Here is an 18,629-nt window from a genome sequence, read left to right as displayed (position 1 = left end):
GCAGCCCCTGCGGTCGGCGGCACCGGCCGGGAAGTGCCGCCGCGACACTTCCCGCGACCGGCTTCAGGCCGTCTGACCCGGCTCCACCAGCTCCCGCAGCCGGGGCGGCATCCGCTTCTCCAGGCCGAACGGTTCGAGGTGCGCCTGGAGGACGCCGTCGAAGGCGCGCTTCACCGACGCCGTGTCCCAGGTGTCGCTCTCCAGGATCGGCTGCTTGAAGTACGGGTGCCCGACGAGGTGCAGCTGCCGCCCGTTGCACCGGACGATCTGCCCGGTGATGCCGTCGGACGCGTCGCCGAGGAGGAACAGCACCAGCGGCGCCACCTTGCCCGGCGTGCGGTCGGCGGGGATCGCCCGCAGGGACCGCTCGGACTTCCACACCATCCGGGTGTGCGCGACCGGGCAGACCGCGTTCACCCGGACGCCCTCGCCCTCCAGGTCCAGCGCCCACGACGTGCTCAGCGACGCCACCGCGCCCTTGGTCGCCGCGTAGGTCGCCAGTTTGCGCTGCCCGAAGAACGCCCCGGACGAAATGTTCACGATGGAACCGCGACGCTGTTCGCGCATCACGCGCATCGCCGCGATTCCGGTGTATATGACACCCAGCAGGTTGACTTCGACCGTCCGGCGCACCGATTCCGGGTCGTCGTCCCACGGCTGGGTCTCGTAGTTCAGCCCGGCGTTGTTCACCAAGCCGTCCAGCCGGCCGAACTCCGTCACGCACATTCCGACGATCTTCTCGGCCTCGGTCGGATCGGTGACCGTGTGTGCGCTGGCCACCGCACGCCCGCCGTACCCCCGGATGTGCTCGGCGACCTGTTCGGCCAGGTCAGCGTCGACGTCGTTGACCACGACCGCCGCACCGGCCTGTGCCGCGTGCATCGCGTAGGCTTCGCCCAACCCACGTCCCGCACCGGTGATCACGACTGCTTTCCCGTCAAGAATCCCCATCGCGCGCTCTCTTCTGTGCTCGGCGGTTTCCCCTGCCCCCGACGCCGTTGGTCGGGGCATCCCCGCCTTCGACCAGGGTGGGGACGGACCGGAGCGAAAGAAGTGCGAAAGCGGCGAGTTGCGCCTTTGCTGCGCTGAATGGCCTATGGAGTTCGTCCCGGCCGATGGTCCCGGCTGGTCGGTAACTCCCCGTGACGGGCATCGAACGGGGGCCATCCGCGCAGGTCGGATGGCCCCCGACGCCGCTCAATCGCCGGAATACGTGAGGTTGCGCCCGCTGTTCGGGTCGAACAGCTGCACCTTGTCCGCGTCGAACCAGATCTCGGCCGGCTCGCCCTCGGTCGCCGACGACGCGGCGGACAGCCTGGTCACGAGCGCCACGCCCTCGCCGGGGACATCGGCCGACCCGGCGTCGGCGGCCAGCTCGGCGAGTTCCGCCGACGTGGCCTGCTCGCCCGACAGGCTGAAGTAGGCGAACTTGTCCGAGCCCATCGACTCCAGCACGTCCACGTGGCTGGTGAACGTCACCCCGTTGGCCCGCGACGCCTCGTCCACCAGGCGGGCGTCCTCGAAGTGCTCGGGCCGCAGCCCCACGATCACTTCGCGCGGCGCGTCACCGGCCGCCAGCAGGCCGCGCACCCGGTCGGTGAGCGGCACGTCGCCCAGCGGCGAGCGCAGCACCCCGTTCTCCAGCCCGGCGGGCACGAAGTTCATCGACGGCGAGCCGATGAACCCGGCCACGAACAGGTTCGCCGGGTGGTCGTAGAGGTACTGCGGCGCGCCGATCTGCTGCACCGCGCCGCCCCGCATCACCACGACCCGGTCGCCGAGGGTCATCGCCTCGGTCTGGTCGTGCGTCACGTAGACGGTCGTGGTGCCGAGCTGCTTCTGCAAGCGGGACACCGACGTCCGCATCTGCACGCGCAGCTTGGCGTCCAGGTTGGACAGCGGCTCGTCCATCAGGAACGCCTTGGGGCTGCGCACGATCGCCCGGCCCATCGCCACGCGCTGCCGCTGGCCGCCGGACAGGTTGGCCGGCTTGCGGTCGAGGTGCTGCGTGAGGTCGAGGATCTCCGCCGCGTCGCGGACCTTCTTCTCCACGGTGGCGTCGTCCACCTTCGCCAGCCGCAGCGGGAAGGCCATGTTCTCCTTCACCGTCATGTGCGGGTACAGCGCGTAGGACTGGAACACCATCGCGATGTCGCGGTCCTTGGGCGCGCGCTCGTTGACGCGTTCGCCGCCGATGCGCAGCTCGCCCTGCGTGATGTCCTCCAACCCGGCGATCATGTTGAGGGTCGTGGACTTGCCGCAGCCCGACGGGCCGACCAGGATGACGAACTCGCCGTCGGCGATCTCGATGTCCACGTCCCGGACGGCCACCGCGCCATCGGGGTACTGCTTGGTCACCTTGTCCAGCACGATCTCGGCCATTGCTTCACCCCTTGACGGCGCCGGAGGTCAACCCGGCGACGATCCGACGCTGGAAGAACAACACGAACAGGATGATCGGGACCGTGATCACCACGGCCGCCGCGGCGATCGACCCGGTCGGGTCCTCGAACTGGGAGCCGCCGGTGAAGAACGACAGCGCCACCGGGACCGTGCGGGACCTCTCGGTGGAGGTCAGCGAGATCGCGAACAGGAAGTCGTTCCAGCAGAAGATGAACACCAGGATCGCCGTGGTGAACACGCCCGGCGCGGCGAGCGGCGCGATGACCCGGCGGAACGCCTGGCCGGGCGTCGCGCCGTCCATCTTGGCCGCCTTCTCCAGCTCCCACGGTATCTCGCGGAAGAACGCCGACAGCGTGTAGATCGCCAGCGGCAGGCCGAACGTGATGTAGGGCAGGATCAGGCCCGGCCACGTGTCGAACAGCCCCAGCGACCGCTCGATCTCGAACAGCGGCGAGATCAGCGAGATCTGCGGGAACATCGACACCAGCAGGGAGATCCCGACCAGGACGCGCTTGCCGGGGAAGTCCAGGCGGGCGATCGCGTACGCGGCCATCGTGCCGAACACCACCGCGACGGCGGTGGCGATCAGCGCGATGCCGATGGAGTTCACCAGCGCCCGCACGAACTCCGTGGTGGAGAAGATCGCCGCGTAGTTGTCCAGCGTCCACTCGCGCGGGATGAAGTTGCCGTCACCGAGGGTCGCCTTGGACTTGAACGACAGCGACACGATCCACAGCACGGGGAACAGCGCGTAGGCCACCACGAGGACGTTGAGCACCGCCCACCGGGCCTTGCGGCCCGTGGTCTCGGCGCCACCGATGCCCGCCATCAGCGCCTCCCCGAGTTGTCGCTGCCGGGCGCGGAGGTGCCGAACAGCTTGATGAACACCAGGGCGATCAGGGCCACGGTGAGGAAGATCAGCACCGACATGGTGGAGCCGATGCCCAGGTTGAGGCCCTTGATCAGGTTGTTGTAGGTCACCATCGACACCGACGTCGTGCCCTGCGAACCGCCGGTGAGCACGAACAGGTTGTCGAAGATGCGGAACGCGTCGAGCGTGCGGAACAGCAGCGCCACCAGGATCGCCGGCTTCATCACCGGGAGCATGACCTTGGTGAACCGCTGCCACGCGTTCGCGCCGTCCATCGCCGCCGCCTTGAGCAGGTCGTCCGGCACCAGCGCGAGGCCCGCCATCAGCAGCAGCGCCATGAACGGCGTGGTCTTCCAGATCTCGGCCAGGATGACCACCAGCACCGCCGGGACCTTCTGCGTCAGCACCGGTTCGCCGCCCGCGATCGTCTCGGCCAGGTAGCCGGTGCCGGGCGTCCACGCGTACCGCCAGGAGAACGCGGCGACCACCGTGACGATGCCGTACGGGATCAGCGTCGACGTGCGGACGATCCCGCGCCCGACCAGCGTGCGGTGCATGATCAGCGCCAGCGCCATGCCCAGCGCCAGTTCGATCAGGACGGACACCACGGTGATCACGACGGTGATCCACATGGCGTTCCACCAGTAGCCGTTCGTCAGCACGGTGACGTAGTTGTCCAGGCCGACGAACTCGCGCCGGTCGGGGAACTTCAGGTCGTAGCGCTGCAACGACAGCCACACCGAGTAGATGATCGGCCAGCCCGCGACCGCCGCCATCACGAGCACCGCGGGCGCGCACAGCAGCAGCCCGAGGCGCCGCTCGGCCTTCTTGCCCTCGCTGATCGCCGCCTTCGCCTTCGGGGACGGCGTCACCCGACCGGTCTCCCCGGTCACCGCCTGGCTCACGGCAGCACCCCCTTCGAGTCGAGCGCGTCCTGCAACTCCTCCCGGAGCCGGTCGGCGGTGGCGCGCGGGTCGATGTCCGCGGGCGGCGACAGGATCGTGGAGATCACCGTCGACACGTTCTGGTAGGCCGGGGTGCGCGGGCGGACGCTCGCGGTCTTCAGCGCCTCCAGGATCGATTCCTTCATCGGGTAGGGCTTCGCCATCTCCGGGTCGTCGTAGACGGACTCCAGGGTCGGCGGCACACCGTCGTTGATGGCCGCGAACTTCTGGTTCTCGGCGTTGCGCAGGCACGACACCGCGTCGAACGACTGCTCGGCGTGCGGGGAGAACGCGCTCACCGCGTAGTTGTTGCCGCCCACGGTCACCTTGGACTCCCCGCCGTCGACCGACGGGAAGGGCGCCCACTTCAATTTGGCCGCGAACTCGGGATTCTTCTGCGCCGCCGCGTAGACGAACGGCCAGTTGAGCTGGAACGCGGCCTTGCCGTTCTCCATCGCCAGCCGCGCGTCGTCCTCGGCGAAGTTCGAGAACGACGGGTCCACGACGTCGGACGTGGCGAACTTCTTCAGCACCTCCAGCGCCTGGACGGCCTTGTCGTCGACGACGGCCTTGGCGCCGTCCTCGTCGAGGATGCGCCCGCCCGCGGAGTTGACCAGGGTGTTGAAGAGCACCACGAGGCCCTCGTACTGCTTGCCCTGCGCCTCGACCAGGCCGGGCTTGCCCTCCGCCCGGAGCCGCGCGCCCGCCTCGATCAGCTCGTCCCACGTCTTCGGCGGAGTGGGCACGAGGTCGCCGCGGTACCAGAGGAGCTGGACGTTGGTGTTGTCCGGTGCCGCGTACAGCCTGCCCTCGTACCGGGCGGTCGCCAGCGGGGTTTCGAGCGTGCCCTCCTCGACCGCGGACTTGGCCGCGCCGGTGAACTCCCGGATCCACCCGGCCTTGGCCAGCTCCGCGGTCCACGTGATGTCCAGCGACAGGACGTCCATGCCGGTGTCGCCGGCGGCCAGCCGGCGCACCAGCTGCTCGCGCTGCCCGTCGGACTCGCGGGGCAGCTTGTGGTAGACGATCCGGTAGCCGTCCGCCTCGTCGTTGCACCGGTCGACGATCTTCTGGAAGTTCTCCTGCGGGTACTTGTAGACGTTGATGGTGACCCCGCCGTCACCCGAACCGCACCCCGCCAGCACGGAGGCCGCGACCAGCGCGACACCCCCGACGGCGGCCAACCGATGACCAGCGCCCTTCATCGGCCCTGCCTCCCTTCCCGACAGCGGAGGAGCCAGACCGCAGCGCCCGGCACCTCGTCGTGCCCCCCAACCGGCGGCCGGGGGCCGACCGGTGGCACGAACCTAGGCCCGGTGATCAGGTGCCGCAACCACCGAAGCCCGGAACGGCTCTACCCGATGATCGACAGGCCGAAACCTCGACCGCTACTCCTCGGGCGCCTCGGCGGGGCGCATGGCGAGCTTGGCGAGCAGGTCACGGCCCCGCTCGGCGTTGCGCGGCTGGCAGAGCACGTCGTACCGCCCGGCGACGAGCTGGCTGGCCGACTGGAAGTCCCGCTTGCCCCGAGCCGACCCGTACCCGACGGCGGCGAAGATCAGCCCGAACGCGACACCCACGAGCAGGCCGACCAGGATGGGCCCGAAACTCGCGCCGGCGGTCGTGTTGAACAGCGACAGCAACACGCCGACGAACAGGCCGAACCACGCGCCGGACGCGGCGCCGGTGCCGAGGACGCGCCCCCACGTGAGCCGCCCGGTGACCCGCTCGACGAGCATGAGGTCGACCCCGACGATGGTCACCTCCTGCACGGGGAAGTCACCGTCGGCGAGGAAGTCGACGGCCCGCTGGGCCTCCTCGTAGGTGCCGTACGACCCGATCGGCCACCCGGTGGGCGGCGTGGGCAGGCGCGGCGGCACACCGGGTCGGTTCTGGCCGGAGAAGGAACTCGTCACGGGAACCACCTCTTCTGCTGATCGCCCCCATCCTGCCAACACCCGGCGAACAGCGCGAAACGGGTAACCGGTAACTCAACGCATTCGTGACCAGCCGGCTCACCCGCACACGTCACCCAGCGTGTCATCCCCGTATGGCCTGCCCGTCCGGCGAGGACGCTCCGCACGCCTTGACCAAGAGCCGCACCGCACGACCGGCCACCGCACCGCCCGGCTCACCCCCGCGCCCGGTACTCCCGCAACAACCCGCGACTGATGATCGTCTTCTGGATCTCGCTGGTCCCCTCGCCGATCAGCAGGAAGGGCGCCTCCCGCATCAGGCGCTCGATCTCGTACTCCTTCGAGTACCCGTACCCGCCGTGGATCCGGAACGCCTCCTGCGTCACCTCGGCGCAGTACTCGGACGCGATCAGCTTCGCCATGCCCGCCTCGACGTCGTTCCGCGCGCCGGAGTCCTTGAGCCGTGCGGCGTTGACCATCATGAGGTGGGCGGCCTCGACCTTCGTCGCCATCTCCGCCAGCTTGAACGCGATCGCCTGGTGCTCGGCGATGGGCTTGCCGAACGCCCGCCGCTGCTGGGCGTACTCGATGGCCAGTTCGAACGAGCGCAGCGCGATACCGCACGCGCGGGCGGCCACGTTGACGCGGCCGACCTCCACGCCGTCCATCATGTGCCGGAAACCGTGGCCGGGCGTGCCGCCCAGGACCTGGTCCGCCGGGATCCGGAAGCCGTCGAACACCAGCTCGGTGGTGTCGACGCCCTTGTACCCCATCTTGTCGATCTTGCCGGGTACGGTGAGGCCGGGCAGGACCTCCCCGTACCCCTCGGGCTTCTCCACCAGGAACGCGGTGAGGTTCCGGTGCGCCTTCTCCGCGCCCTCGTCGGTCTTCACGAGCACCGCGGTCAGGTTCGACGTGCCGCCGTTGGTCAGCCACATCTTCTGGCCGTCGACGACGTACTCGTCACCGGAGCGGGCGGCGCGGGTGCGGATGGCCGCCACGTCCGAGCCCAGCTCGGGCTCCGACATGGAGAACGACCCGCGCACCTCGCCGGTCGCCATGCGGGGCAGGTACTTCCGCCGCTGCTCGTCCGTGCCGTGCTGCTTGAGCATGTGGGCGACGATGAAGTGCGTGTTGATCACACCGGACACCGACATCCAGCCGCGGGCGATCTGCTCGACGACCAGCGCGTAGGTCAGCAGCGACTCGCCGAGCCCGCCGAACTCCTCGGGGATGGTGAGCCCGAACAGGCCCATCTCCTTCATGCCGTCGACGATGTCCGCCGGGTACGCGTCCCCGTGCTCCAGCGCCTGGGCGTGCGGGATGATCTCCTTGTCCACGAAGCTGCGGACCGTGGCGAGGATCTCCTCCTGGATGTCGGTGAGTCCAGCGGTCTGGGCCAGGCGCGCCATCGCACTCATCCCTTCCAAGCTCCGGGTTACCGGCGAGTATGGTCCGGTTGACGATCGTTCGCGCCGGAAGGTGCCCCGCGCCACGCGCTGAACCGAAACAGGGTGCTCACGCCTCCGGCGGCGTCCACACGTCCGTGCGGGACATCCCCGCCGCCCGCCCCTTGGCCGAGATCACCAACGCCATCTTCCGGGACGCCTCGTCGATCATCTCGTCACCGAGCATCACCGCGCCGCGCTTCCCGCCCGCCTCGGAGGTGTAGTGGTCGTAGGCGTCGAGGATGTTCTCGGCGTGGTCGTAGTCCTCCTGCCGGGGGCTGAACACCTCGTTCGCCGCCTCGATCTGGCCGGGGTGCAACACCCACTTGCCGTCGAAGCCCAGCGCGGCCGACCGGCCGGCCACCCGCTTGAACCCGTCGACGTCGCGGATCTGGAGGTACGGGCCGTCGATGGCCTGCTTGTCGTGCGCCCGCGCGGCCATCAGGATCCGCATCAGGATGTAGTGGTACGCGTCGCCGACGTCGTAGCCGGGCGGCTGCTCGCCGACCACCAGAGACTTCATGTTGATCGACGCCATGAAGTCGGCCGGCCCGAAGATGATGGTCTCCACGCGCGGCGAGGCGGTGGCGATCGCGTCGACGTCGGTCAGGCCGCGGGCGTTCTCGATCTGGGCCTCGATGCCGATCCGGCCGACCTCGTAGCCCATCGTCTTCTCGACCTGGGTGAGCAGCAGGTCCAGCGCCTGCACCTGCGCCGCGGTCTGCACCTTGGGCAGCATGACGCAGTCGAGGTTCGCGCCCGCGCCCTCCACGACCTCGGTGACGTCGCGGTAGGTCCACTCGGTGGTCCAGTCGTTGACGCGGACCACGCGGGTGCGCGAACCCCAGCCGCCCTCGTTGAGCGCGGCGACGATGGTCTTGCGCGCGGCCGGCTTGGCCAGTGGCGCGCAGGCGTCCTCCAGGTCGAGGAAGACCTGGTCCGCGGGCAGCGTGCGGGCCTTGTCGATCATCTTCTGGCTCGAACCCGGCACGGCCAGGCACGAGCGACGGGGACGCTGCTGGTCGACCACTGGGGTACCTCCTCGTACCGACCGGTAACTCTTCGTCGTCGCGAAGGGTGGCACGCGGGGTGGTCGGCCGCTATTCCGTGAGTCCCGATTCACAGGGTCGTGGCAGGCTGAACCGGTGGAGATCACCCGCGTGCTCGACAACGCGCTGCGCAAGGCCGCCGCCGTGTGGCTCGCCCCGGAGGGGCACGCCGCCCGCCTGGTGTGGGCGCTCTGGCGGGACGACACGGTGCTGGTCGCCGTCGGCGGGACGGAGCAGGACGTGCCCGGCCTGGCGGACGGCGTGCCGTGCCTGCTGACCGTGCGCTCGCCGACCACCCACTCGCACCTGGTCGACGTGCCCGTCACCGCCCGGCTGGTCGACCCCGACGAGGACACCGCCGCGGCGCTGCGGTCCGCGCGGCTGAACGCCGCACCGCGCTGGGACTCGGTCTACCGCCTGGAGCCCTCCTGACCGCCGGCGGCGGGTCGGGTGCCGCCGCGGCGGCCGACCCGCGTCAGTAGCCGGGGAGGAACAGGCAGAACAGGTTGCCGTGCGGGTCCCGGAGGACCCGCACCCCGTCCGGCTGCGGCTGGTGCTCCTCGACGGTGGCGCCCAGCGCCACCGCCCGCGCCGTCTCGGCTTGCAGGTCGTCGACCCGGATGTCCAGGTGGGCCTGCAACTGCTGCCCTCCGGGCCGGGACGGCCAGGCCGGCGGGACGAAATCCCTCTCCAACTGGAAGCTGAGTCCGGGTCCTGCGGAGTCCTCCGGGCGAATCCGGGCCCACTCCGGGGCCCTGGACACCTCGCTCCACCCGAGCAGCGCCCGGTAGAAGTCGGCGAGGACCGGTGGCGAGGGCGTGCCGAGGACGAGCCCCGAGAGCGTCGCGGACATGACCACGATCGTGGCAGCGCACCCGCGCCGCCGCAGCACAGGCGGCTCCCCGTCCCGCCCCGGCCGGGACCGCTCGACCTCCACGAGTGCCGTCGCGGCGCTAGGGCACCCTGATCCGACCCTCGGCGACCCGCGCCACCCGGCCGCCGACCCGGACCCGGGTGGCCACCCCGCCCGCGGCGGTCACCGACAGGTCCAAAGTGGACGGACGGCCCAGTTCCGCGCCCTGCCGGACGGTGACGGCGTGCTCGCCCTCCGGCGGGAGCAGGCCGCGGTCCACCAGCCACACGCCCAGCGCCAGCGCGGCCGAGCCGGTGGCCGGGTCCTCGCCGCCGGTCGCCCGCAGCATCCGGACGTGCGCGACGCCCGCCGCGAACGCCACCGGCACCACGCCGCGGCCCACGACGACCTGCGTCAGGTCGGCGCACGGCCGGGCCCGCGCGACGGCGTCCGCCCGGACCGGCAGGAACGTGAAGTCCAGGCCCGCGCCGGCCACACCGGCCTCCGCGTGTCCGTCCACATCGGACAGGAACAGGCCGAGCGCGGACACCAGCGGGGCCGGGTCGAGGTAGTCGCCGACCACGGGCGCGTCACCCGTGAAGGTGGCGCGCTCGGCGTCCACCACGACCCGGTGCAGGCCGCGCGCGGTCTGCTGGGTCACCGGGCCGAGCGGCAGCGCGCCGGTGCGGCCGAGCAGCCAGGCCGTGCCGATGCTCGGGTGCCCCGCGAACGGCATCTCGCCGAGCGGGGAGAAGATCCGCAACCGGTAGTCGGCGGCGGGGTCGGTCGGCGGCAGCGGGAACGCCGTCTCCGAGTAGCCGAACTCGCGCGCGAGGGCGTGCAGCTGGGCGTCGGCCAGGCCGTCGGCGCCGTGCACGACCGCGAGCTGGTTGCCCGCGAAGGCCCGGTCGGTGAACACGTCGACGACGTCGTAGCTGAGCACGCCACCGACCCTAACCCGCCCTCCGGCATCATGGGCCGGTGGACGGGATCGCGGTGCGCGCCGCTCGGCCGGGTGACGTGGCGGCGGCGGCCGAGCTGCGGTGGCGGTGGGCGGAGGAGGTCCACGGGACGCCGGACCTGGCGCTGGACGAGTTCACGGCCGGCTTCACGGCCTGGGCCGCGCGCACCGGGTCGTCGCACCGGTGCCTGGTGGCGGCGCGGTGCGACCGCGTGGTGGGCATGGCGTGGCTCGCGATCACGCCGCGGGTGCCGCACCCGCGGTCGTTCGAGCGCGGGTCGGGCGACCTCCAGTGCGTCTACGTGCGGCCGTCGGAACGGGGTCGCGGCGTCGGCGCGCGGTTGATCGGCGCCGCGCTCGCGCTCGCGCGCGAGCTGGGGCTGGAGCGGGTCACGGTGCACTCCAGCGCGCGGGCGGTGTCCGCGTACGCGCGCGGCGGGTTCGAGGTGTCGCCGCACCTGCTCCAGGCCGAGACCGGTCGGCCCGGTTACGCGCGCTGAACACGGCGGCTCGCCGCGAGGTTGACTAGCCTGACCGGGTGGTCGCCGTGAACCGGGTCTTCGCCGCTCAGCTCGCCGGACTGCCCGTCTTCGGGCCGGACGGCGAATCCATCGGCAAGGTCCGCGACCTGGTCATCGGCCTGCGGGTGGACCGCCAACCGCCGCGCGTGCTGGGGCTCGTGCTGGAGCTGGCGACGCGCCGCCGGATCTTCGTCCCGATGCTGCGGGTCACCTCCATCGAGCCGAACGCCGTGACGCTCGCCACGGGCTCGGTCAACCTGCGGCACTTCCACCAGCGCACCAACGAGGTGCTGGTCGTCGGCCAGCTGCTGGACGCCCGCGTGCGCCGGGACTCCGGGGCGACCGCGGTGCTGGTGGACGCCGCGATGGAGCCCAGCCGCACCCGCGACTGGCGGATGACGCGCGTGGCCGTCCGGGAGCGCACCGGGCGGCTGGGCAGGCGCGGCCCGGTGCAGGTGCTGCGGTGGGAGGAGCTGTCCGGCCTGTCCGTCACCGAACTCGCCGGCCAGCCGCAGGGCGCGCAGCACCTGGTGGCGGTCTTCGAGACGATGCGCGCCGCCGACGTGGCGCTGGCGCTGCACAGCCTGCCCGTGAAGCGGCGGTACGAGGTGGCCGAGGCGCTGGACGACGAACGGCTCGCCGACGTGATCGAGGAGCTCGGCGAGGAGGACCAGAAGGACCTCCTGGCGCACCTGGACGACGAGCGCGCCGCCGACGTGCTGGAGGCGATGGACCCGGACGACGCCGCCGACCTGCTGGCCGAGCTGCCCGAGGGCGAGAAGGACCGGCTCTTGGAGCTGATGGAGCCCGAGGAGTCCGCGCCCGTCAAGCGGCTGCTGGAGTACAGCTTCGACACGGCGGGCGGGCTGATGACGCCCGAGCCGGTGGTGCTGGCCCCGGACGCGACCGTGGCCGAGGCGTTGGCGCACGTGCGCAACCCGGACCTCACGCCCGCGCTGGCGAGCATGGTGTTCGTGTGCCGGCCGCCGACCGCGACGCCCACCGGTCGCTACCTCGGGTGCGTGCACATCCAGCGGTTGCTGCGCGAACCGCCGTCCGACCTGGTCGCGGGCGTGCTGGACACCGACCTCGCGACGCTGGGCCCGGACGCGGCGCTGAGCGACGTGACGCGGTACTTCGCCGCGTACAACCTGGTCTGCGGGCCGGTCGTGGACGAGAGCGACCACCTGCTGGGCGCGGTGACCGTCGACGACGTGCTGGACCACCTGCTGCCGGACAACTGGCGGGAAACGGGGCTGACCCATGCCTGAGCTGCCGCGCCGCAGGCTCGACCAGCCGCGCCCGCCGGGCCGGTTCCGGCTCGCGCTCGACCCGGAGGCGTTCGGGCGGTTCTCCGAGCGGCTCGCCCGGTTCCTCGGCACCGGCAAGTTCCTGTTCTGGCAGACGCTGATCGTGTTCGTGTGGATCACGCTGAACCTCGCCGCGGTGTCGCTGCGGTGGGACCCGTACCCGTTCATCCTGCTCAACCTGGCGTTCTCCACGCAGGCCGCGTACGCCGCGCCGCTGATCCTGCTCGCCCAGAACCGGCAGGACGACCGGGACCGCGTCTCGCTGGAGGAGGACCGCGCGCGGGCGGCGCAGACCAAGGCCGACACCGAGTACCTGGCGCGGGAGCTGGCCGCGCTGCGGATCGCCCTGGGCGAGGTCGCCACGCGGGACTACCTGCGCAGCGAGCTGGACCGGGTGTTCCGCGAGCAGCGGCGCAAGGCGCTCAAGGACGACCCGCGGTGGGACGACGTGCCGTCCTAGGCCCGCCGGCCCCGGAGTGCGCCGGCTAGGTGTCCTCGGCCGACAGCCGGTCGCAGGACCGGCCGAACTCCTCCAGCTCCGCGTGGCTGAACACCTCCGCGAAGTGCCGCACGACGCCTGTCAGGTGGGTGCCCGACGCGACGCGCAGGCGGTCCAGCCCCAGCGGGGTAAGCACGGCCACCACACCGCGACCGTCGCCGTCCGCGCGCTCCCGCAGCACCAGGCCCGCGCGCTCCAACCGGTCCACGAGCCTGGTCACGCCCGAGCGCGACAGCAGGACCGCGTCCGCCAGCTCCGTCATCCGCAGGCGGTGCTGGGGCGCCTCGGCGAGCTGCACGAGCACGTCGTAGGCCGCGAGCGACAGGCGTTGCTCGGCGATCAGTTCGGCTTCCAGTATCCGAGTGAGCCGCGCATGGGCCCGGAGGAAGGATCGCCACACGCCGAGCTCGGTTCGGGTGGGCAACCGGGCACTTCCGGTTTCCGGCACGGATAGCAATGTTACGGAAAGCACCCGACCGGCTTCGCGCTGGCCCCGAATTCCCGGTGACCAACCGGTAGCTTGGAGGTGCGCCGCGCCGCCGTAGCATGGCGTTCACCTCTGTTAAGCGATCGAAGGCGATCCAGTGACGCAGACCCTTCCTACCGTTGACGACGTGCACAAGGCGCTGGCCGGCGTGCAGGACCCGGAAATCCGGCGCCCCATCACGGACCTGGGCATGGTGAAGTCGGTGTCGGTCACCGACGGCGTCGTGGACGTCGAGGTCTACCTGACCGTGGCCGGCTGCCCGATGCGGGACAAGATCACCGCCGACGTGACGACGGCCGTGTCCGCGCTCGACGGCGTGTCGTCGGTCCGGGTGGCGCTCGACGTGATGAGCGACGCCCAGCGGACCGAGTTGCGCAAATCGCTCCGCGGCGGCGTCGAGGAGCCCGTCATCCCCTTCGCCCAGCCGGGCTCGCTGACGCGCGTGTACTGCGTGGCGTCCGGCAAGGGCGGCGTCGGCAAGTCCAGCGTGACGGTCAACCTGGCCGTGGCGATGGCGGCGCGCGGCCTGTCGGTGGGCGTCGTGGACGCCGACATCTACGGCCACTCGATCCCGCGGATGCTCGGCACGGACGCGCGACCCACGCAGGTCGAGAAGATGATCATGCCGCCGCAGTCGCACGGCGTGAAGCTGATCTCGATCGGCATGTTCACGCCCGGCAACACCCCCGTCGTGTGGCGCGGCCCCATGCTCCACCGGGCACTCCAGCAGTTCCTGGCCGACGTCTTCTGGGGCGACCTGGACGTCCTGCTGCTCGACCTGCCGCCCGGCACGGGCGACGTGGCCATCTCCGTCGCGCAGCTGGTGCCGAACGCGGAGATCCTGGTCGTCACGACCCCGCAGCAGGCGGCGGCGGAGGTCGCGGAGCGGGCGGGCTCCATCGCGCTCCAGACGCGGCAGCGCGTGGCCGGCGTGATCGAGAACATGTCGTGGCTGGAGCTGCCCGACGGCACCCGGATGGACGTGTTCGGTTCCGGCGGCGGGGCGACCGTGGCGGCGTCGCTGTCCCAGGCGGTCGGCGCGGAGGTGCCGCTGCTCGGCCAGGTCCCGCTGGACCAGCGCCTCCGCGAACAGGGCGACGCGGGCACGCCGATCGTGCTGGCGGAACCGGAGTCGACCGCCGCCCAGGTCCTGACGTCCGTGGCGACCAAGCTGTCGGTCCGCTCGCGTGGCCTCTCCGGCCGCCTGCTCAACGTCTCCCCCGCCGGCCGCTGACGCGGGAACAGGCACCCAGCACACAGGCCCACACCCCGCTCAGCACCGAACAGACCCATACCCCTGCTCGGGCGGCGCAGACCCGAGCCCACTGCACCGCGCAGCACAGACCCGTGGTCTCGTGTTCTCCCCGTATGGCCTGCCCGCAGGGCGACCACAGTCGGTCAGGGGGCGCAAGCACGCTTCACCGCTTGCGCCCCCTGACCGACTGTGGTGGTCTTTGACAGGTCATGCGGGGAGAACACGACGCCTTGGCTTTTGTTTTTCCTCCCCCGGAGGTCTGCCCAGCGGCGAGCGCTTCTTTAAAGCTTGTGCGGGCGCCTTCCACACGGAAGTTCTTCGGTTTTAGCGGGTCAAAGCTTAAAGAAGGGCGCTCGCCGCTGGGCAGGCCACCAAGGATGAGGGCAAAGCTTCTTCGAAGCTTTGCAAGCTTTTCAAGCTTCTTCGAAGCTTGAAAAGCTTTGGCTGCGTGTCATCCCCGTACGACCTGTCAAAGACCACCACGCTTGTCAGGCCAGGTCAAGCGGTGAAGCGTGCTTGACCTGGCCTGACAAGCGTGGTTGCCCTGCGGGCAGGCCGTACGGGGATGACACGCAGCCCGACCGTGGTGTGCCCTTGGGCTTGCCGAGTGGCCTGGGTCAGGTCGCGTCGGGGTCGTACGGTGGGCGTTCGCCTTGTTGCAAAGGGCGTTCGCGCTCGGGCGGTGCGGCGGGTGGTTCCTGCGTCGAGGCCGTGGTGTGCAGGGTTGAGAAGCCGTTGGGCTTCGGCGAGCCGTTGGGCCTCGGCGTGCCGCCGTTCGGGACGTCGTCCCACAGGTGTTTGGTGATGGCCCGTTTCGGGTCGAAGTTGCGCAGTTCCCGGAGGTCTTCCAAGGGCTTGCGCAACTGGTCGAACTCGGGGCCCATCTCCTGCTTCAGCTGGTCCCTGGCGCCGGTCGCGTACTCGCGCACCTGGCGTATGGTCCTGCCCACCCACGCGGCGGCTGAAGGCAGGCGTTCGGGGCCCAGGATGAACAGGCCCGCGACGATGATGATGAGGATCTCCACCCAGCCGATGTTCTCGAACACTCGCCTGCCACCTCCGCCGACTGCCGCCCGCTCCCAGAGTAGCCGTCAGTCGGACCGGAGCGTCACCTGCAAGGTGAGTTCCCGCCCCTGCCGCGCCAGGACCACCGGGACCGTGTCCCCGATCTCGTGGTTCCGCACCGCGACCGTCAGCTCCGCGGCGTTGCGCACCGTCCGGTCGCCGACCCGCGTGATCACGTCCGCCTCCTGGATGCCGGCCGCCGCCGCCGCGCCGCCCTCCGGGACGTTCTGGACCTGCGCGCCCTCCGCGGTCTCGGCGGAGGCCGAGCGGACGTTGACGTTCATGTCCGCGTGCTTCACCTGGCCGTCGCGGATGAGGGCCTGGGAGATCTTCCGGGCGTAGTTGCCGGAGATCGCGAAACCGAGACCGACCGAGCCGCCGGTCTCGGTGCGGATGGACGAGTTGATGCCGACCAGCGCACCCGACGAGTCGACCAGCGCGCCGCCCGAGTTGCCGGGGTTGATGGCCGCGTCGGTCTGGATGGCGTCGTAGGTGATCTGTGGGCCGCCGTTCTCCCCCGCCGCCGTCACGGGCCGGTGCAGGGCGCTGACGATGCCCTCGGTGACGGTGTTCGACAGTGACAGCGGCGAGCCGATGGCGAGCACGGTGTCGCCCACCGCCAGCTCGTCCGAGTTGCCGAACTGGAGGACGGTCGGGTTGTCGACCTGGACCTTGATCACGGCCAGGTCGGTCTTCGGGTCGCGGCCGACGATCTGGGCGATGGCCCGCTTGCCGTCGGTGAAGACCACGGTGAGCTTGGCGGACGTGTCCTGGACGGCGGGCGCGACCACGTGGTCGTTGGTGAGGATGTAACCGCCGCCGTCGATGACCACGCCGGAGCCGACGCCGGCCACGTTCGCGCCCTTGAACTCGATGGACACGACGCTGGGCGTGACGCGCTTGGCGATGTCGGACACCGAGCCGACCGGGCGCTCCTTGCCGGGCTGCACCTCGGCCAGGGTCACGCCGCCGTCGGTCAGCGGGTTGTCCACCTTGCCGAGCAGCCAGCCGACGACCCCGCCCGCCGCGCCGACCAGCAGGGCCGCGACCATCAGCAGCGCGAGGCCCATCGGCTTGACGCGCCTGCCGAACAGCAGTTCGGGGACGCTGAGCTGCGGGCCCGGTGCCGAGCGGACGTCCTCGGCCTTCTCCGCCGGCTCCTCGGTGACCGCGGGCGGGCCGATGACGGCGCTCGCGCCGGGGTCGCGCCACGCGTCGCCGGCCGGCTTGCCCTCCCAGAAGACGGGCTCGACCTCGGGTTCGCCGTGCACGTCGAGCGGCGGGCGCTGGAGCAGTTCGGCGGTGCCGCGCGGGCGGCCGAACGCGGTGCTCAGCGCCTCGGGCGGGGGCGGGGAGAGCTGGACGCCCGCGCCGCGGTGGCCGTTGAGCGGCGGGCGCTCGGCGAACGCGCCGGGCACGCCTGCGGGGCGGCCGAAGACGGCCGCCTGGTTCGGGTCCACGTTCGGGCGGTGGAGGGGGCGCGGTGCGAGCCTGCGGTGCGCCCCGTCGTCCACGCCGGACCTGGGGGTCCCGTTGCCCTGCTGTGGCTCGCTCATCGCTCCCCGCACGTCGGTGTTGCCGGTGTTGCGGGGCTCATCGTGCCCGGTGACCGGTGAAGTTGTCGTCAGTACGGTCGTACGCCCGCGCGTGGGGGCAGTGGCGGCGCTGAGGACTTGGCGGCACTGGGAGGCTCGGCGGCACTGGGGCACTGAGGGCTTGGCGGCGCTCGACCGCGCGGTGGCCGTAGCGACCGCGTCGGCCGCGTGCGTCAGCGACCGGGGAGGGTGTCCGCGACCACGCCGGTGGGTGCGGTGTTCGCGACGGGCTTGAGCTGCGCCCGCGCGTCGTCCACCAGCCGCGGCGCGACGGCGGGTGCGAGCGGGGGTGTGCTGCCCTGCGCGGGGATGGGCGACGGCTCCTCGCTGCCGGGCACGACGAGCGCCAGCGCGCCCAGCATCAGCCCGGACACGACGACGCCCGCGCCCTGCCTGGCACGACGGCCGCCGAACCGGCTACCGGTGCCGAACGGGCGGCTCTGGCCCAGGACCGGGCCGCTGCCGAAGGTCGCCCGGTCGGGCCGCTGCACGGTGACCAGCTGGCCGTCCTCGCTGACCGCGAGGCCGTCCGGCGCGCTGGGCAGGTCGACCTCCTGCGGGATCGCGCCCAGCCTGGCCAGCAGGCCGGCGGGTGCGGACGGCGTCTCGGCCGCGCGGACGGCGGAGCGCGCCTGCCGCTGCGAGTACGCCTCCGCCGCGCAGAACGGGCAGCGCGCCAGGTGCGCCGAGGCCCTGCCGTGGGCCGAAGCCGACAGCTCGCCGTCGACGAAGGCGACGACCGCGTCGGGCAGCAGGTGCTGCTCGGGCAGTCCCCAACCTCGCAGATCGGTCATGCAGAGTCCTCCTGAACCAGACCCCGACGGCGTTCCAGTGCGGCGCGCAGGGCTTGGCGGCCCCGGTGGATCCTGCTCCTCACGGTACCCAGCTTCACACCGAGGGTCGCGCCGATCTCCTCGTAGGAGAGCCCTTCGACGTCACACAACACTACTGCGGCGCGGAAGTCCGGCGGCAACTCGTCGAGCGCGGCCTGGAGGTCCGGGTCGAGGTGCGTGTCGGTGTAGACCTGCTCGGGGCTCGGGTCGTCGCCGGCGAGGCGCTCGGCGTCGTCGGGCAGGCCCTCCATCCGGAACTTGGAGCGGCGGCGCACCATGTCCAGGAACAGGTTCGTGGTGATGCGGTGCAGCCAGCCCTCGAAGGTGCCCGGCTGGTACGACGCGAGCGACCGGAACACCCGGACGAACGTCTCCTGGGTGAGGTCCTCGGCGTCGTGTTGGTTACCGCTGAGTCGGTAGGCCAGGCGGTACACCCGGTCGGCGTGGTCGCGGACGACCTGGTCCCACGTCGGCACGATCCATTCCGTGTCGTCGATGGGCGCGGTGGCGGTATACGGCTGCGTTGGCATCGGGCGGTGAAGCACCTCCACTGGGCTGGTTGCCCTGCTGTACGGGTTCAACGTTCGCCGTGGCTCCCGTGTTCCCGTTCGGTCCTGCG

General features: G+C 71.3%; 20 protein-coding genes. 5 read left to right on the top strand and 15 right to left on the bottom strand.

Annotated features, from left to right (window positions below; genetic code table 11):
- Positions 1-63: 63 nt before the first annotated feature.
- The 8 genes from C8E97_RS05945 to C8E97_RS05910 form a co-directional block, all read right to left on the bottom strand.
- Complete coding sequence (locus C8E97_RS05945) at positions 64-951, bottom strand: SDR family NAD(P)-dependent oxidoreductase (protein ID WP_121002383.1); 888 nt, start codon at positions 949-951, stop codon at positions 64-66.
- Between the two features lie 246 nt (positions 952-1,197).
- Positions 1,198-2,382, bottom strand: a complete 1,185-nt coding sequence (locus tag C8E97_RS05940; RefSeq protein ID WP_121002381.1) for an ABC transporter ATP-binding protein — start codon at positions 2,380-2,382, stop codon at positions 1,198-1,200.
- 4 nt (positions 2,383-2,386) lie between these two features.
- Positions 2,387-3,232 (bottom strand): carbohydrate ABC transporter permease, encoded by an 846-nt coding sequence (locus C8E97_RS05935; protein WP_121002379.1) that lies wholly within the window; start codon positions 3,230-3,232, stop codon positions 2,387-2,389.
- Positions 3,232-4,179, bottom strand: coding sequence for a carbohydrate ABC transporter permease (locus C8E97_RS05930; RefSeq protein ID WP_121002377.1), 948 nt, complete (start codon positions 4,177-4,179; stop codon positions 3,232-3,234). Before C8E97_RS05930 ends, C8E97_RS05935 begins: the two co-directional genes overlap by 1 nt.
- The gene (locus tag C8E97_RS05925) at positions 4,176-5,423 is read right to left on the bottom strand and encodes an ABC transporter substrate-binding protein (RefSeq protein WP_121002375.1); all 1,248 of its coding nucleotides are present in this window, start codon (positions 5,421-5,423) and stop codon (positions 4,176-4,178) included. Before C8E97_RS05925 ends, C8E97_RS05930 begins: the two co-directional genes overlap by 4 nt.
- A 183-nt stretch (positions 5,424-5,606) precedes the next feature.
- The gene (locus tag C8E97_RS05920; RefSeq protein ID WP_211346923.1) at positions 5,607-6,143 is read right to left on the bottom strand and encodes a general stress protein; all 537 of its coding nucleotides are present in this window, start codon (positions 6,141-6,143) and stop codon (positions 5,607-5,609) included.
- A 206-nt stretch (positions 6,144-6,349) separates the two neighbouring features.
- Positions 6,350-7,546, bottom strand: a complete 1,197-nt coding sequence (locus C8E97_RS05915; protein WP_121002371.1) for an acyl-CoA dehydrogenase family protein — start codon at positions 7,544-7,546, stop codon at positions 6,350-6,352.
- A 106-nt stretch (positions 7,547-7,652) separates the two neighbouring features.
- Entirely contained in the window at positions 7,653-8,612 is a 960-nt protein-coding gene (locus C8E97_RS05910; RefSeq protein WP_121002369.1) for an HpcH/HpaI aldolase/citrate lyase family protein, read from the bottom strand.
- Positions 8,613-8,727: 115 nt separating this feature from the next.
- Here C8E97_RS05910 and C8E97_RS05905 point away from each other — a divergent pair, with 115 nt between their 5' ends.
- Complete coding sequence (locus C8E97_RS05905; RefSeq protein ID WP_246018694.1) at positions 8,728-9,063, top strand: hypothetical protein; 336 nt, start codon at positions 8,728-8,730, stop codon at positions 9,061-9,063.
- 43 nt (positions 9,064-9,106) lie between these two features.
- On the opposite strand, the gene C8E97_RS05900 is transcribed toward C8E97_RS05905, so the two are convergent.
- The gene (locus C8E97_RS05900) at positions 9,107-9,484 is read right to left on the bottom strand and encodes a VOC family protein (RefSeq protein ID WP_121010879.1); all 378 of its coding nucleotides are present in this window, start codon (positions 9,482-9,484) and stop codon (positions 9,107-9,109) included.
- 100 nt (positions 9,485-9,584) lie between these two features.
- Positions 9,585-10,427: a PhzF family phenazine biosynthesis protein gene (locus tag C8E97_RS05895; protein WP_121002367.1), complete on the bottom strand. Its 843-nt coding sequence runs from the start codon at positions 10,425-10,427 to the stop codon at positions 9,585-9,587.
- Positions 10,428-10,465: 38 nt separating this feature from the next.
- Between C8E97_RS05895 and C8E97_RS05890 the strand changes: the two genes are divergently transcribed.
- Genes C8E97_RS05890 through C8E97_RS05880 form a run of 3 tightly spaced genes read left to right on the top strand, consistent with a single transcriptional unit; the run spans position 10,466 to position 12,736 of the window.
- The gene (locus C8E97_RS05890; RefSeq protein ID WP_121002365.1) at positions 10,466-10,945 is read left to right on the top strand and encodes a GNAT family N-acetyltransferase; all 480 of its coding nucleotides are present in this window, start codon (positions 10,466-10,468) and stop codon (positions 10,943-10,945) included.
- A 38-nt stretch (positions 10,946-10,983) separates the two neighbouring features.
- Complete coding sequence (locus C8E97_RS05885) at positions 10,984-12,237, top strand: magnesium transporter MgtE N-terminal domain-containing protein (RefSeq protein WP_121002363.1); 1,254 nt, start codon at positions 10,984-10,986, stop codon at positions 12,235-12,237.
- The gene (locus tag C8E97_RS05880; RefSeq protein ID WP_121002361.1) at positions 12,230-12,736 is read left to right on the top strand and encodes a DUF1003 domain-containing protein; all 507 of its coding nucleotides are present in this window, start codon (positions 12,230-12,232) and stop codon (positions 12,734-12,736) included. The genes C8E97_RS05885 and C8E97_RS05880 overlap by 8 nt, the downstream gene beginning before the upstream one ends.
- Before the next feature lie 25 nt (positions 12,737-12,761).
- On the opposite strand, the gene C8E97_RS05875 is transcribed toward C8E97_RS05880, so the two are convergent.
- Positions 12,762-13,199: a MarR family winged helix-turn-helix transcriptional regulator gene (locus C8E97_RS05875; protein WP_246018693.1), complete on the bottom strand. Its 438-nt coding sequence runs from the start codon at positions 13,197-13,199 to the stop codon at positions 12,762-12,764.
- A gap of 160 nt (positions 13,200-13,359) precedes the next feature.
- Between C8E97_RS05875 and C8E97_RS05870 the strand changes: the two genes are divergently transcribed.
- Positions 13,360-14,496 carry an Mrp/NBP35 family ATP-binding protein gene (locus C8E97_RS05870; RefSeq protein WP_425470483.1) on the top strand — a complete coding sequence of 379 codons (1,137 nt, stop codon included), beginning with the start codon at positions 13,360-13,362 and terminating at the stop codon, positions 14,494-14,496.
- 638 nt (positions 14,497-15,134) lie between these two features.
- Here C8E97_RS05870 and tatB read toward each other — a convergent pair.
- From tatB to sigE, 4 genes are all read right to left on the bottom strand, one after another.
- Complete coding sequence (gene tatB / locus C8E97_RS05865; RefSeq protein ID WP_121002355.1) at positions 15,135-15,563, bottom strand: Sec-independent protein translocase protein TatB; 429 nt, start codon at positions 15,561-15,563, stop codon at positions 15,135-15,137.
- Between the two features lie 45 nt (positions 15,564-15,608).
- On the bottom strand, positions 15,609-17,138 hold the full coding sequence (locus C8E97_RS05860) for a S1C family serine protease (RefSeq protein ID WP_121002353.1): 1,530 nt from the start codon (positions 17,136-17,138) through the stop codon (positions 15,609-15,611).
- 212 nt (positions 17,139-17,350) lie between these two features.
- Complete coding sequence (locus C8E97_RS05855) at positions 17,351-17,971, bottom strand: anti-sigma factor family protein (RefSeq protein ID WP_121002351.1); 621 nt, start codon at positions 17,969-17,971, stop codon at positions 17,351-17,353.
- Complete coding sequence (gene sigE, locus C8E97_RS05850) at positions 17,968-18,540, bottom strand: RNA polymerase sigma factor SigE (RefSeq protein WP_121010876.1); 573 nt, start codon at positions 18,538-18,540, stop codon at positions 17,968-17,970. The genes C8E97_RS05855 and sigE overlap by 4 nt, the downstream gene beginning before the upstream one ends.
- Positions 18,541-18,629: the final 89 nt, after the last annotated feature.

The sequence above is a fragment of the Saccharothrix australiensis genome (genome assembly GCF_003634935.1).
Taxonomy (GTDB): Bacteria; Actinomycetota; Actinomycetes; order Mycobacteriales; family Pseudonocardiaceae; genus Actinosynnema; species Actinosynnema australiense.
The sequence above is the reverse complement of the archived record's forward strand: the minus strand, read 5'-3'. Positions and strand labels throughout refer to the sequence as shown.